The organism is Bradyrhizobium sp. CIR18, assembly GCF_014198295.1.
Classification (GTDB): domain Bacteria; phylum Pseudomonadota; class Alphaproteobacteria; order Rhizobiales; family Xanthobacteraceae; genus Bradyrhizobium.
In genome coordinates, this window is record NZ_JACIHF010000003.1 from 578,980 (window position 1) to 594,256 (window position 15,277).

Sequence of the window (15,277 nt, forward strand, 5' to 3'; positions counted from 1 at the left end):
CAATTTTATGGCTTAGCGATCGCGGCCAACAATTCTTCCAAGCGACAGAAGCTGCTCTCAATATGAGAGAGCAAACCTTCCGTCGATGGTCCACTGACTACTAGCTTGGGTATCTCAAGGGAAAGTTTTCTGGCTTCTTGTGGCTGCATAGTTGCGAGCGACGCCCTAAAGACAAGAACAGCGCGCTGCGCTAGGATGGGCGTGGCGCCGATTTCTAGAAGCTCGCGCGAAAGATCCGCGATCATGTCCTCAGCGCACGTCGGCAAAATTGGGCCTTGAAGCTCAAGCACGGGCCCCCGCGCCTCGTGAAATATTGCCTGATAGGCAGCTGCCGCTACACCACCCGCGGTGGCCGCTACCTCGAAGGGCACGCCATGTTTCAGCGATGTAAATCTCACCCTGCCTGTGGCTATCGAGGTGTCACTAACGGTGGCACTTATGAACAAATTTGGGGGTCTCGCGCTGGTGCGTGCAAAGTGAGCCAGCTGCGGAAACCAATGCGACGCCGGTGCTGCCGTCAGGTCCTCTATGTTGACCAGAATGGGCGTACCTGAACCTTTCGCCGCTTCCCATGCAGAGGCAAATGCGGTCGGCTCTCCGGTTGCCGCATGCCTCCAAAGATCGTCAATACCCAACGTGGCCAAGTCGACACTCATCCTCCAAATGTTCCCGGCGGCGACGCTCCTACTATAGACTTGCAGTAGACGATCAGCGTCCGCACCGAACAACAATGGTATTTCCCCTGCTCTTAGAAGCGCGTCGAGCTCGATCAGATCATCAAACTTTACTCCGCTGAGCTCGGCGCTATCCATGAGTGCATTCTTTAGCTCCGCTAGCTTTATTGGCTTTCCGGTCTCAATGTCTGGATTGATCCATGGCGGCACGACTTGTTTGAGCTTAGCTTCCGGCGCGTAGCGCTTTGCAATGTCCAATGCCGTCGATATTGCTCCAAGAAACTCAGTTGATTGCGAACCAAGGGCCGCGATCTGACGATCCCGGTCCTCGCTTATCAACGCCATGTCTTGCCTGACGCTCGCCAATTGGGCATGAGCCTCTTCTAATTCCATAGCGGCGGACTCTCTCGCAGCAGTTAGCTGCGAGAGCGATTCGACGATTTCCTGACGAACTTTCGGCCCCAAAGTCTCTCGAAGCTCATGCTCGACTTTTTTTACCGCACTATCCTTTGCTTTGCGCAGCTCGCCTTCAACGAACGGCAGTGACAATAACGTGTCGACAACAGAGTGCACCGCATTCACATTCGCTTCCAGGTTCGCAACAAACGCCTGCAGCCGAACGGTCATGGCTTTGGATGACCTGCTGTCGTTTCCGAGAGGCTCGCCGTTTCTAAGTGCAGTTGCCAGCCGCTCAATAGTCCGACGGCTAATGTCGCTCAAATCGCCTTGTGGCTGAAACGCCGCGGTCTTCTTCAGCCTCTTCAGCACGCGCTGGAAGAACTCAGGATCACTAGACCAATCAACCACATCGATCGACTGCAAAGGTTCGGTAGGACAAAAATAGGAGCGTCCGTCCAACTTCGCGGTTAGGAGTTGGTGAGGTGGCAATCTGAAGATTGTCAGCTGCTCAAGTCCCCTATGATCGGCCGGCCGCCATACATTGTCAGTCGCGTCGAACTCAAAGCGCAATCGAACGCACAATCGCCCCTTCATCGCAATGACAGCTTCTTGGGAGCTAATGCGCTCTGCTGAAAGGCCCGACTCAACAATCATCCGCCTGACATCATCCAGATGTTCATACGTTGATAGATCAACTATCTCGACTGGGACCTGGACATCAACGGCAACAAAATGGTCGTGCTCATCGCTTAAGATTCTCGAATTTGCTTCGACCCGAAACAGTCTCGCGGCACCTTCCACACAGCGCAGAGCGTTTCGGTCTACAGAAAACACATTTCCAAAGGGCGGAAATTGCCGCTTCTTCTCATCAATAGGAATCCAACCGTTTACTGACGATCTGAAAAACGGCTCAAGACGAGTAAATTTCTCATGCCAAAAAAGACATCTCCCGAGAAATAGGGAATTTGGCCCCCCGGCGTTCAATGTTCGCCTCCAAGACTCAGTCGAGCCCGGAATAATTTCTCACCGCGGCTCAAACGGCGACTAACTTGTTGGCTTTCACCGTCGGCACGGTCGCCGGCAAATATAGCTGCGCCGAACTTGTCGGAAAGCCACCGGATATCCTCGCTATCAACAGGGTAGCTGTAGAGGACTTCTCCAGAGGGCTCTTCTATTAGTCCCGGAGGCGACGAATGACGCAGCCTGATACGAGATACCGCAGCATCGGGTAGTTTGCCTTCAACTGTTAGCGCTATAAGAAGATCGCCCCTTCGTTGAAACAAGGGCCGGCCGTTTTGCCGATAGGCCTCCAGGATCGCCGCGACGCGGTTGTTGAAAATCACTTCGCGAGAGCGGCCACTAGACACCCGAAACAGATCCGCCGCATCACCTCTCGGCCTGGCCCAGCGCTCAAGTCTAATTTCTCCACCAGCTTTTTCCTGCTGCGACTTAAAACGCCCCTCACTCCAACTCCAATATCCAACGACTTTCCGCCGTGCCAAATTGAAGTTGCCGCTGGTCCAGCAACCGGGTGCCCGAGCCACTTCATCGAGTTGTGGCTTGATAATCTCAATCTCGAGTGCCGAGGACAGCTTGAGTGCATCGATGTGTTTCGCAACCAAGGTCGGAATGATCCAACGCCCCCCGCGATTGTTGATTTCAACCTTTCCTCCCAGGTCTGCAACCGCGCTAAAAAACCTTTCCCGGTGCGTTTCATTCCAAGAGCCGACTAACATTACGGATCCGGAAATCTGAACAAGTCGGAGAGGCTTGAGGTACCAGCGGCGCGCGCGCCATGCTTTTGCTACCCAAGCCTCTAACCATCCGGCGTCTCGCAAGCTTCTCAACAAATCCCAATTACGAGGACCGTTAGGCCCCGCAATTTTGGTTAGCAACGGCAGCAGCCCAATCTCGCTCCATCCGCTGGAACCACCCGCGTACACCGCCTCCAGTAAATCGCTGACAACGTCAGAGACGAAACCGTTGAATGTGGGCATCACGGTCTCTGGTCTTGGCCCAAGCTCCTGTGTGCTTGCAGTCTCGTTGTCGTATTGCCAACTTGTATTGCTCGGGCGAGTTAGCACCGGATGGACGATTGCACGGTCGACAAAATTCAGACGAAGTTCGCTGGGCGCGGACGCATCAGATTCGCTGATAGACGCTCGCCAGGCGCCAGATAGCCGGGGAGTCGCTGACAGTGAGATCAAATCGGCGTTTGATCCGCCTACATTCAGCTCCCCCAGCTCGACTCGCTGAGGATCTATGATGACGTTGCAACCCGCAGGCGCGCGAATGGAGGGCAAAACACATTCCCTCCCCAAATAAATTCCTGAAGTCCTGACACCGCCTTCTAACGAAGGACGTTTGAGATGTGTCTCAACAGCAACAACTTGGCCAAGTGACCGAGCGAGAGCTTCATAGAGTCCTGCACCTATAGGAACGGACATCCACCATTCCGGGGAAACCCGCACCGATGCGCAATGGTGGTCTGAATGCGCTTTCCATCGGCTATGTATCAATACACGTAATATGCCTGCGTCGATATCACTAGACCAAGACCATTGCCCCCAGGTGTCCTCCTTAAATGCAAGGAAACCTCGATCTAGCTCCGTCGCCAAGCGTGTCAAAAATGGACCGTTATCCGATCGGGTTTCACGTACGATTGTCCAGGCTTCCTCCAAAAGCCCCGTAAATTGCGACGTGTGATCATCTTTGCTATGCCATCTCGGGTCTGAGTTCTGTATTGTGCAAGTGGATACTTCCACTTGAATCTCTTCATCCATCTCGATCAGCAAACGTAGGTATGGCGAGTCTTCTGCAATGGGCTGCGAACGTCCCGGGTCGCACACTTCCTGTACAAACCGCCAGAAGGCGTGATCCCGCAAGAGTCGATCTCCCCTACGGTAGCGTCGTTCGAACTCAAGAAAAGCTGCGCGAAATCCCTCCGACCAAGGATGGCGATCCAATTGTCTCCGGAAAAGAGAAATGATCTCGGGAGGATCATTAGCAGGCAGTGGCGCCGCTAAGTTCTCAAACCGCTCTCTATCACGCCGCGATGGAAATGAAATCCTGAGTGGATATCCGATATGGGTCATTCGACCGGGGTCGGGAAGAACAACTTTTCGGAACGGTCGCCCTTCCGATCTAGCGCTCTCGCACCAACTTGCGAGGCGCTGCCACAGCGTCGCGATTCCTCGGAGATCCAGAATGATGCTGTCGAAGCGGAGGATGAGCCTCAGTCTTTCTCGGTAGTCACCCTCATCCACAAGGTCGGTGGAGATCGAAGCTATCATGCAGCTAAGAATCAGATAGCGAAACCAACCCGGCCCTTCACTGCCGATTGCCCTTGGCAACGCCCAACTGAAAGCGCGAATAACTTCGGCTCGATTGGAGAAGGTGGCGATAATCCTCTGCGTAAGCTCTGAGCCGTTTTCAACGCCCAAAGCAGCCGACAGATGGTGTGGTCCCGTGTCCACGTATCGCAGCGGCTCTGAACCAAAAGGCCCGTCAGATCGGAGATAATAGTAAGCCAGGGCGTCTTCCAATCTTTCGACAGCCCAGTCTGTTGTCGCTCCAGAAGTTCGCATTCCACACAGCGCCCCAGGTCTACTCCTTCAATAGTTTAAATCTGTGGAGATTTACAACCTGGACTTAAGTAAGCTCACGCTCAAGTAGTGCGGTGCAGCAAAATGCGAACAGCTTGACTTGGTTCTCGACCAGCGACAGCGGCCAATCCTTCAAGGAAGCCATCTTCCAATCTCAGGGTCGAACGTCTCACCCGCTCAAAAAAACCGCTTACCGCCCGTTTCGATATCGCATGACCCTTGTGATTGAGAAACGCGTGCAAATGAGGGGGACGATCTCCGAAAGGCCATTCGCTGACCTCCACCATAAACCGACGGCCCTTTGCGCCAAATGCTGCGATCGGCCAAGCGGACGATTGTTCAAAGGGTGCGATATAAGCAGGGCTCAATTCTCCAGGCGACGTTATACGATCAGCGATCCAGCGAGCAACGGGTACACTTACAGCGTTGCCCACTTGCTTCCAACGTCGCCTCGCATATCGCGCGTGGCTTGCTTCAGTCGGCTGCGTCCAGTCCTCGTCAAATCCTTGTAACCTTTCGGCGTCGCGAATATCAGGCAGTATGATCGCACCATTTCGCGGAGTCCAAATTGCTGGAGGCGAAGGAATTGAAAGCGACGAGCCCCCTTTGAGAGTAGGGATCGCATCAATTGCCCATCCCACACCCCGATTGCCTTCCGTCCAGTAAAACCCTCTCGCATATTTAGTACTCTTAAGATCCGCGACCGGTCTTGCATTATCAGAAAACAGGACGTTTTCGGGTTTTGCTCCTCCGCGGCCCGCAACGATAAACACTCTTCGTCGGCGCTGAGGTAGGCCGAACGCGCGACTGTCGACTACACGGTAGGCCCACGCGTAGCCCAAATTCTCTAGTCTACGCGTAATAATATCCATCGCTCGTCCCCGCTCCAGCTGGAGCATGAATGGAACGTTTTCGAGAACAATCCATCTAGGTCTCTTCGAGCTATCCTCCACAAGTTGAAGAAGGGCATTGATAAGGTTCGAGCGGCTTCCAGATATTCCAAGGCGAGTGCCGACCGCACTCAAGTCTTGGCAAGGGAATCCTGCAGTTATCACATCTACGTTTGGAAGCTTGTTCAAACGTAGAATGTCTTTCTGGATCTTTACCCCATTAAATTGGGCTTCCAACACCGTGCAAGCGTCGGGATCCAACTCGCACAAAAATCGACTTTCGAAGCCGACGCTCTCAAACCCCAACTCGAAGCCGCCGATACCGGAAAAGATCCCCGCGACGGTTTGTCCGTTTTGCAAGGGTTTACGAGCCTTACCACTTGATTGGACGACTACGGATTCAACAATCGCGTTCAATTATTTGTACCCTCTAAGCTCGGTCAGGAGAGCCTTACCACGGATGGCTTCCGAAATTGAATGCTTGAAGACTCCCAGGTCCAAGCGACCCGGCCCCTTAATAGAGCACTGCCAGACAACGACTGTCCGCCAATGTTCATCTAGCAATTTATGAATGATTTTGTCATCGCGCATTGCGTTTGCTTTCAACTTTTCCCGCCACCAGTCGGCCCTCGTCGACGGTAGCTTGAAAAGCGAACAATCGTGCATGTGCCAAAAACATCCGTGAACGAATACAACAGTCCGCCAGCGAGCCAGGACGATGTCGGGTGAACCAGGTAGATGGGTTTGATTCAACCGAAAGCGAAACCCAAGTTGATGAAGCACGTGTCGTACGAAAATCTCTGGAACGGTGTTCTTTTGGCGTACCAGAGCCATTCGACGACTTCGTTCATCTCTTGTAAGTATATCGACCATCCTTGAACGACCCCAATTGTTGCGCGGGCGATGCTACTGAGCGGATTCCATCGTCCGCACTCGTTTATGGGAAGCTTCGCGCTGCCAACCTTCCCAAACGCGCGTAACCTCGCACGCGAGAAGCGCGCCCCCGACCAATAACATGCCGCGATCTAACCGGCGTCCACCCCAACTTCAGCATGATTTTCTTGATGCGCTTGCCGCTCTCTGGCGTACGCTGGAGGGGTGGAAGATCAAGAGCATCGAAAACCGCTTCTGTTGCAATTCGAGCGATGCCGTCGCTTCCCAGTTGGCCTTTGACCGTTCGCAACGGATCAGTCCAAGGGTCCGAAGGTTTGATTGCCGAGCTAGCAGCTCGCAAGCGTGCGACAAATGACTGCTTAAAGCCAGCGTGATCCCCTGCCATCGCTACAACCTCATTTCCAGTGGCCATATAAGAATAAGCTTCTGATTTTTCTAATCAAAAGAGCGGACGGAATTGGACGGTTGAGCCTAGTGGGCCCGCCAAACCAATCCGGGCCCTAGATGGTCGAGCACCTTTGGAGGGAAACTCTGCTTCAGCTCTCGATCTTGCTTGACGGAATCCGGCGCATACGGCGATGCCATAACGCCGCAGACATACTCATCAAAAGATGGATGAGCGTCCATGTCGTAGTCCATCCTCATCAAAGATTCTGCATACCAAGCTACAAGGTGTGACAGACCTCCCGTCTTCAGAGATTCGCGCTCGCCGCGCGTAGTTGGCAGCGGAGGGGCATGGGAGGGGCCTTCTTGGGCGAAGCGGTGTCGGGCGACGAGGGCCCGAGACGCGTCCTCTTTCTGAACTTTTATAGCGTCGACACCTTTGACCCAGCGCGCCCCCGTCACGGGGTTCTCAACCGTTTCCCCAAGAGACCCGCCCATCTCGGAAAACACTCGATTGACCTGCAATTTGATTTTTAGATCGATAATCATCATTCTTCTCAGTCCAGTTGTTACCCGTGAGGTAATCGTTTCAAAGTGTCAGGCGTTTTAGGAGCGCCAGCGCTGCCGCCAACCACACCCCCCGCACCCCCTGGCTTGTGGCGGTGGCGTGACCGCCCCAAGCCACATCAGCCATTTCTGCGCCATGGACGGGTTATGGCGGATCATGGCTACGGAACTCCCGTAGATGTTCGTGAGCCGACCAGCACGAGGCCATTGCGGGTGTAGGGACCACGACCCGGCCGTGGCACCAGAACGGGCTGCACCGTCACTTGACCGGAGCGTATTAGGTAGTCGAGAACCGCTTTCGCGTTAGCGTTGGATGCGTGACCAAGTAGATGAGGCGCAATCGCCGCTGAGATGACAGCAGCAGCGCTAGTGCCGCTGGCACGGCCAAACGGCGAAAGCGGTGGGCTCGCTTTTCCGATAGCCTGCAGCGCTGCCGCGATGACAGGAGCAGGGAACACTGCACTTGTGGGATTGGGAATAAATTTTTCAACCACAGCCACGCTGTCACCATGCGGATAGATCGGCGGCTCGGCGTTGAGCATATCAACGGATGTGAGGCGCACCCAATCATCAGTTGCATTGGGTGGAGAAAGATTTTGCTTAGTCCCGATGATTCGAAAAACAGAACGCGCATCCCAAGGTGCCAAGCCGACCTTACCAGCATCCCCCTCTGCCAGCGGCTCCAGCGAAAGGCAGATGCGTGCCAGATTCACAAGACTAGCCGCGCCCATCGCGGCCTCAGCCGAGGTGGCCTCACGATTTTTCGCCGCATGGTGAGCGATCAGGACGGCAATTTTTCGTTCTGCGGCGATACTGACAAATTTGCCAATCATCAGCGCAGCAGCCGAATTGTCGTTTAGAGAAACTCCACCGACAAGGGCTACCAAAGGATCAATGAGAACGATATCGGGCTCGACTCGATCAATCTGAACAATCAAATCGTTCCAACCAGTTATGTTTAAGGAAGGTTGTCCACGATTGGCAACGAGCAGAGTCAGGCTTAGGCAATCAGCCCCGGCGACGTGAAGTTTTGCTACATCGGAATCTTTTAGTCCATGATGCTGCATTGCTGCGCGCAATCGAAGAGCAAGTTCGTCTGTAGAATCTTCTGCGTTTATATAGAGAACACGAAGGGGGCCGCCAAAGACGCGTGTTCCTAAAATCGCCCGACCTGAGGCGCAAGCTATAGCGACGGCCAGTAACCACGTTGATTTTCCCCGGGCCCCCGGAGCTACTAAAAGTGAAACCGCCCCTCGAACGAGGTAAGTCCCATACAACCATTTCCGCTTCGGCGGAGTGGCAGGAAGGTTCGCAACCGAAATTGCGCCTCGACTTGCGGGGGATTTGGCCGAGGTTGGGGGCGTCTGCACACATGCGTCAATGCCATTGCCCGGCAATGGGTTTTGCACAATTGCCGGCCGCCACAGTGCAAGATCAACTCCGCCGTTCTGGCCCAGATGCAGCAACGTGCCCACGGTAATTTTGCCGCGACGAAATGAATTCCAGGCTTGGTCGAAGTCGTGGTTTGAAGTCCACCCGCGTCCGTTTTTCGACCACTCGAGGGCAAGTTGTTCAGCGTCTGGACAGCCCCGTGCCGAGGCATCTCCGACGGCGAACAAGATTTGAAGCCATCGATCTCTTGGGTCGCTCTGCCGATTATCGATTGCGTCAAGGCAGGCTTTGACGATGTTTCGCTTTTCTGTAGGTGCAAGTAAGTCAAACCAATGTAAGACTTCTAATCCGCCAGAAAGATCGCTAACAAGGGACGCCGATGCGAACCGTTCGGGGCGAAGAGGGAAGTTACCCTGCGAGGTTACAGGGTCGCTCGTGCGCAGTATCGGTGCGCAGGCACTCAGAAATGACTGAATAGCCGCCTCTGAAGCGATCGGAAGCTCGTCGGCGGAAACCGTGGCCGGCGAACGACCTTGCATCCATTCGAGTTTGACGCCAGAAGGATGGATCCCGTCAACTACAAGCTGCTGTCCCTTCCCGAGAACTTCGACCTTACCTTTGTCGCCGGCCGCAACTAATTTTCCGGGTTCGCCATCAGCTGCATAGACAAGTGCAAGGCGCGAGGAGCCCGGTCGGCGCCGGACAAGCGGGTTTGCGGGCAAGTACGTAATAGCTGCAGCAATTATTTGATCGACCACCGCCGGATCATCGCAGTCTACGTCGATGACCCGGCGCCCGCGGCAACTCATTCCAGTGTTTGCCGTCTTCTGAGTTACATTCAAAAGGGTCTCGGGCAGCTCTCCATTTTGCCAATTTTCGGCTACGGGTCTTTTTCCGTGCGCGTGCACCCGCAAGAGAGCATAACCATTTGCAAGTGCGGCCTGCCGCCGTTGTCGGACTTCGGCAAGGTCTAGCGACACGGTCATTGCGACCCGCCCAAAGGTTTGGCATCGATCTCAGAAGTGTTATGCCGAAGCGGCGCAGTATTTGCCTCCGCCCACTTAAGTAGATCGCCCCAACGATAAATCGCGCGCTTGCCGAAGATTCGATAAGCTGGGCCATTACCGCGAGTGGCCTTGGTTGCCAGTGTAGCCGGTGACGTGACATAGCCGGCGGCCGTCAGAGCGCGCGCACTCGCGTCACGACTGAGTAAGGTGTCTAAGTTTTCAGGGATTGAAGTTGTCTGCATTTGCTACCTCTTGATCTGGTAGCATTGCAAAATCAGAATGCCTTGAGCTCGTCAAAATGAAACGTCGTACGCAAATGAGTCATGCCGGCGTTCTATTATGGGCGGTTCGTCGCTCGCTGGCCACGACTGCGTTTTTTTGACGGTGACCGGTTGAAGGCGGCGGTCGCAGTTGCAAACGTGCAAGGGATAGCACGCGTGCAATCTGAAATGCGATCTTTCCTTTTTTTCAGGGGATTATTGGCAAAGTCGGCATTCATCCAAGCATCAATCTGCTGATTGGCTATTGGCCACAGCTCCAGAATTTCCTTGGCATCAAAGGTGACGTTCTTCCAACGCGGGATATTCTGAGGTGCACCCGGAGGCAAGAAAACTGTTTCGCCTGTGTGATCCACCGCGAGGCTCTCAAACTCTTCAAAAAGAGCCCATGGGAGGAGTTCAGTTGAAATGGCTGGCTGTCCAACTTTTTCTGGATATCCTTCAGCCGACACGGTTCGCTTCGCGATGGCGTCTCTAAGCTGTCGAGTAATTTCTGGAAGGGATCGAGAAGCCAAGCTTATATTTGCCTTGCCGTCTAGCGCGTTTTGCAACATTGCGGCGTTGCCGAACATCCCATAGCTTAGCGCCTCACGCGCTGTCAGCCTCGCCATTGTTAGCCGCCCGCCATGAGAGGAACGACGGCTTTGAGCGATTGTGGCTTGCAATCGGACATCAAGTTGTCGATGTGCGCCGCCACCACGTCCGACGCTGCTAACAACACTGTGTCAGCTTGGTGTGTATAGCGCGAGGTAATGGAACCAGCTCGGTGTCCAAGTAGGGCAGCTATGGTCAGCTCGGAGAAGCCAAGATCGGCTGCGACCGAGGCAAACGAATGGCGCAGAACATGCGGCGTGACTTCTTGGGGCAACTCCGCGAAACGCGCAACCTTTCGAAACATCAAAGGGAAACCTGACATCAACCCCGAGTCATGAGAAGGAAACACGAGGCCATCTACAGAGCGAGGGAGTTCTTCTAGGACCTTGATCGCTGCGCGCGAGATTACCCTAACGCTCGCTCCCGTTTTGGTATCGGGAAGACACGCGACCCGTTGCTTAAGGTCGAGGTAGGACCATCGCAACTTTAGTGCTTCACCCGAACGCCACCCGGTTAACGTCAGAAAGCGAGCGGCGGCTATGGCATAGGGCCAAATTTCCTTTGAGGCACCGAGGCTTTTGCCGAGCTTCAAGTATTCACCATCGGTAAGACGTCGATTGCGCCTCCCATCGGCAAAGCGGACAATCCCTACAACTGGGTTTTGATTGCAAACGCTCGTGCGCACTCCGTAATTGAATATTGCGCCAAGTAGACCGACGGTGCGGGTGGCTGCCCCACGACCGCCTTTCACGTTGGAGACGGCACGCGGTTTGCCAAGGTGAGAGCGGCGCTTCGTCTTTCCCCCAGCAACGTCATGCATGAATTTCTCAATATCGGCGCGACCAATCTCGGCAATCTTACGGTTGCCGAGAAGTGGTTTGATGTGAGCGGCGATACGACTTCGATCTGTGTCGAGCGTGCTTTGTTTCTTGTCCTGGCCACGACGTGTTAAAAGGCGTCCTTCCGACGCAGCCCTCAAATATTCATCGCAAAGTTCCGCGACCGTGGCGGATTGCCGGAAAGCAAGCTTATCTCCGGCCGGGTCGTTGCCCGTAGCGACCTCTGCCAGAATGCGGCGCGCTTCGTCTCTAGCCGTTTCGGGAGTCCAAGGTGCCCCGTGCCGTCCGATCGTATGCCAGCGCTGTCGCCCTTCTTTTGTCCGATATTTGAGCCCGTAGACAACCGCCGGGCTATTCCTACGGCGCGCACAGAAGCCCGGTATCCGATCGTCCCAAAGGGTTTGATGGGCTCCTAGAGCTCGTATTCCCTTCATCCCAATTCTAGCTTTTCCACTGCTTGCCATACATTAGCTGTGGGGACACTGGCTACCGGATGGCTACCTATCTGGGACAAAGGATTTCGAACCTCCGCAAGTCCAATCAAAAGCTTTCTGAGTGGAAGTTATTGACGTCGCTACGATATTTACCCATATCAAACACGAGCAAACTTGCCTAACTGCCCTCCGAAGGCAAAGGTCACACGTTCGAATCGTGTCGGGTGCGCCACGTCGGTACAAAACTGGTGATGTTAAGGACGCGCGCGGGCGTTTTCGCGGGCGCTGCGCCCTCGCCGGCGAGATGATTGGTCGTACCGTTCCCCGACGCCCCGACATTGATCGCGCCGGACTTCGCCTTCGCGAGCGCGATCAGCTCCTTCACGTCCTCGCGGCGGCCTGCGGCGACGGAATGGGCGAACCGATCGGAGAGGCAACGTCGTCCGGTACCAGTCCTGGTCCCTGGATCAGCTCGACCACAGGCAGAACGGGATGACTTTCCTTACGCCTGAGGGCGAGCAGGGCGGCAGAGACAACGTAGAGGGCGACGCCCAACGCATATGTCGAGGCGATGCCGAACAGGATGGAAAGGGTCACGCCCAGCACCGAGGCTAGCATCGAGGTAATGCCGTTGGCGCTCCAAAGGAACGGAAGTATTTCCGAGTGGCGGCGCCAGATGCTTAGGCCGAGCGGGAACATCATGCCCATGCAGAACGCCGGCGGCGCTAACAAGGAGACGGAGATCAGTATCCGGATGTCGGTCGCTTCCGACCGCGCCCAGGTGCTCACCAGCGGTGTAAGGAAGCCCGCCACGGTGAGCGTGACGAGGAGAGCAGCCACCCGGCCGAGCACTACGCCGCGATGAGGGGTTAGCGCACCAACCGTCGCACTGCCGATACCGCTGAAGATGAGAATGGTGAAGAGAACGACGCTCAATCCGTAAACGGGATGTCCGAGAAAGACCATTAACCGCTGCATCTGCGACACTTCGATCAGCATAAATCCGAGGCCGATCGCGCTGAAATAGACCACCGGCGGCGTCAGTCTCGATAGCGGCATCTGTCGTGCCAGACGCACAAACGGAACGACGATATAATATGCGCAAGCGCCGAGCGCGACACCGAGCACCAGCAAGATCATGCTGGTGGCCACATTGTTGTTCGTGACGGTGGACGACGGTTTGGTGATGAAATTCGTAAAGCGCTGCGTGAAGAAGAAGAACGGACTATCGTCGGTCGAAGCGGTGATATTCTCCGGCAATGACGCCAAGAAAGCAGGGCCTGCGTTGCCGGAGAGCAATTTAGAAGTGATGGCGTCGAAAGCGACGTCGGGTGCCAGGATAATCTTGAAGCCCTGTGCAGCAAGTCTTACCCGCGCGCTTTGCCATTCGGCGTCCGTGAGGGCGTCGGGGCGGGTGATGACGGTCACGACAGGACCAGCGTTGACGGCGATCACATGCCGCGCGAGTTCGCCCACGGGTACACCGTGCCGCTGTAGTGCGTCGGCGGCGATCGCCACAAGCCGGTAAAATTCTCCGCTATGATCCGTGGGATCGTACCAACGCGAGATCGACAGCAGCCCGCCGGGCTTCAAGGCACGGTAGAAGTCGCCCCAGGCCTCCACAGTATAGAGGCGATTTTCCGTCAGCGTCAGCCCGCCGGCGGCCGTGGCGGCCCAGGTGTCGATCAGCGAAATCTGGACGAGATCATACCGATCGGAAGAATGATTGATGTAGCTGCGTGCTTCGGCGTTCACCAGCTTCACACCCGGCTGACGATCAAGATGGCCGGAGAATTCGGCGAATTTGTCGGTCAGGACCTCGAAAATGGCGGGGTTGATCTCGATTCCGCGGATGCGCTTCGCGCCAAACAAAAGTGCAGAAAGGATGTCGCGCCCGCCGCCGACGCCGATGACAGCCACGTCTGTTGGCGGCTGAACTAGGTAGGCCGCATTGATAACGTCGTCTTTCAGATAGGACAGCTTGTCGAGATCGCCGTCGTGCCGGGTGATGACGGTAGCCGCGTCGGAGTCGATATCCAGATAGTTCTGGTCGATCTTTACCTTGGGATCGCGGGCAAAGCCCCAGCCGAACGGAGCTGTCTCTCCGAGCGGCCTCACTCGTACACGGGAATATGTGTTCCAGCGCTCGAACAGTGTCCCGGTCTCCTCCCGCCCCTTGGCCCAGAACACTCCAAGGTGACTTTTGCCAGCAACATGAAGACCAGTGTGCAGGGCGGCCGTAGTCGCCAGCGTCAGCGCGACCACACCGCTCAGTCGCCGGCTGCCGACATTGCCGCCGCTGCGGACCACCATCCAGCCCGCACCTGCGGCAAAGGCACCGAGCCACAACGTGGCGCTGACGGGATCGACGACGAGCAAAGCGAAGATGATGCCGAGGCATCCGAACGCGGCCCCGGTCAGATCCGCGGCATAGAGCCAGCCACCGGCATACGGAAGACGCGTGAGCAGCAGCGTGATGCAGATGCCGCTTTCGCTGAAGGGGATCACGAATGCCAGGGCCGCAAGCGCGAGAGCGCCCTGCGCGAGGACTGCAGGAATCACGAGAGGCACGCAGAGGAAGGCGACCATCGCGCCAACACCCGAGACTGCGAACCACGAGGCGTGGCGTGCGAACTCGGGGCCCACTGCCTCGGGCCCGTAACGCTCGGCGTTGTTGTAGACCTCCATCGCGCCGCGCGTCAGTCCGAGCATCGCAAGCGAAATGGCCGCGAACGCGAAGTGGTAGTATAGCATCACGCTAAAAAAGCGCGTGATCAGGATCTGGAAAGAGAGAGTAGCGCAGGCCAAGACAAAAATTGCAAAATAGTAGCGGCCTGGAATCCTGAGACTTGCCGGCACGGCATTCACCCTTAGTTGGTCATCGGCGAAAAATTAGATCCGTTCTGGCCAACACTGGACAGCGTTTCCTAAGATCTGGTTGCTTGTTTGGGCGCCTTACAACTTTTAGGAGAATGTCTTCTTAACGGTCTCTAAAGGCTTGGCGAAAATCGTGCCGAGTTAACGGACTGTGCCGTGCGGCTTTTCAAACTAAGCGACCGTAACTCGGAAACAGGTCCGTGCCCTAAACATTCTTGACGAGCGGGGAAGATAGCGATGCCTCTTCTTGGCCCACCGCGCTGTTCCCGAGATTGATCGAAATGGCCGCAACCGCGAAATCGGGAGGACAACAGCCTATGAGGCGTAGCGCAAGATCGCAGTCCGTCGCTGGTTATCGGGCGTGATCGCGTCGCCGGCCGCCGCGTCATTGCGCTACGGCGAAGCAATAGTGCCCATCTTCATCGGCCGTGGCGCGCCAGTCC

General features: G+C 55.6%; 10 protein-coding genes. All 10 read right to left on the reverse strand.

Features of this window, described 5'->3' with window-relative positions; genetic code table 11:
• Positions 1 to 5 precede the first annotated feature (5 nt).
• On the reverse strand, positions 6 to 2,057 hold the full coding sequence (locus GGD65_RS15615; protein ID WP_183235819.1) for a hypothetical protein: 2,052 nt from the start codon (positions 2,055 to 2,057) through the stop codon (positions 6 to 8).
• Positions 2,054 to 4,618 carry a hypothetical protein gene (locus tag GGD65_RS15620; protein WP_183235820.1) on the reverse strand — a complete coding sequence of 855 codons (2,565 nt, stop codon included), beginning with the start codon at positions 4,616 to 4,618 and terminating at the stop codon, positions 2,054 to 2,056. Before GGD65_RS15620 ends, GGD65_RS15615 begins: the two co-directional genes overlap by 4 nt.
• 122 nt (positions 4,619 to 4,740) lie before the next feature.
• Positions 4,741 to 5,985 (reverse strand): DNA cytosine methyltransferase, encoded by a 1,245-nt coding sequence (locus tag GGD65_RS15625; RefSeq protein WP_210317029.1) that lies wholly within the window; start codon positions 5,983 to 5,985, stop codon positions 4,741 to 4,743.
• Positions 5,986 to 6,441, reverse strand: a complete 456-nt coding sequence (locus GGD65_RS41105; RefSeq protein ID WP_183235821.1) for a DNA mismatch endonuclease Vsr — start codon at positions 6,439 to 6,441, stop codon at positions 5,986 to 5,988. It lies immediately after the preceding gene.
• 492 nt (positions 6,442 to 6,933) lie between these two features.
• Complete coding sequence (locus tag GGD65_RS15635) at positions 6,934 to 7,398, reverse strand: hypothetical protein (protein ID WP_183235822.1); 465 nt, start codon at positions 7,396 to 7,398, stop codon at positions 6,934 to 6,936.
• 176 nt (positions 7,399 to 7,574) lie between these two features.
• Complete coding sequence (locus GGD65_RS15640) at positions 7,575 to 9,791, reverse strand: AAA family ATPase (protein WP_183235823.1); 2,217 nt, start codon at positions 9,789 to 9,791, stop codon at positions 7,575 to 7,577.
• Positions 9,792 to 10,149: 358 nt separating this feature from the next.
• Entirely contained in the window at positions 10,150 to 10,701 is a 552-nt protein-coding gene (locus tag GGD65_RS15645) for a hypothetical protein (RefSeq protein ID WP_183235824.1), read from the reverse strand.
• A gap of 2 nt (positions 10,702 to 10,703) precedes the next feature.
• On the reverse strand, positions 10,704 to 11,957 hold the full coding sequence (locus tag GGD65_RS15650; RefSeq protein ID WP_183235825.1) for a site-specific integrase: 1,254 nt from the start codon (positions 11,955 to 11,957) through the stop codon (positions 10,704 to 10,706).
• A 202-nt stretch (positions 11,958 to 12,159) separates the two neighbouring features.
• Complete coding sequence (locus tag GGD65_RS15655; protein WP_183235826.1) at positions 12,160 to 12,342, reverse strand: hypothetical protein; 183 nt, start codon at positions 12,340 to 12,342, stop codon at positions 12,160 to 12,162.
• Positions 12,339 to 14,816 (reverse strand): hypothetical protein, encoded by a 2,478-nt coding sequence (locus GGD65_RS15660; RefSeq protein ID WP_312017707.1) that lies wholly within the window; start codon positions 14,814 to 14,816, stop codon positions 12,339 to 12,341. The genes GGD65_RS15655 and GGD65_RS15660 overlap by 4 nt, the downstream gene beginning before the upstream one ends.
• Between the last annotated feature and the right edge of the window lie 461 nt (positions 14,817 to 15,277).

Excerpts from the sequence above, each read along its gene's own strand:
- GGD65_RS41105 (WP_183235821.1), bottom strand. The coding sequence starts at position 6,441 with ATGGTCGATATACTTACAAGAGATGAACGAAGTCGTCGAATGGCTCTG.
- GGD65_RS15635 (WP_183235822.1), bottom strand. The coding sequence starts at position 7,398 with ATGATGATTATCGATCTAAAAATCAAATTGCAGGTCAATCGAGTGTTT.
- GGD65_RS15640 (WP_183235823.1), bottom strand. The coding sequence starts at position 9,791 with ATGACCGTGTCGCTAGACCTTGCCGAAGTCCGACAACGGCGGCAGGCC.
- GGD65_RS15645 (WP_183235824.1), bottom strand. The coding sequence starts at position 10,701 with ATGGCGAGGCTGACAGCGCGTGAGGCGCTAAGCTATGGGATGTTCGGC.
- GGD65_RS15650 (WP_183235825.1), bottom strand. The coding sequence starts at position 11,957 with ATGAAGGGAATACGAGCTCTAGGAGCCCATCAAACCCTTTGGGACGAT.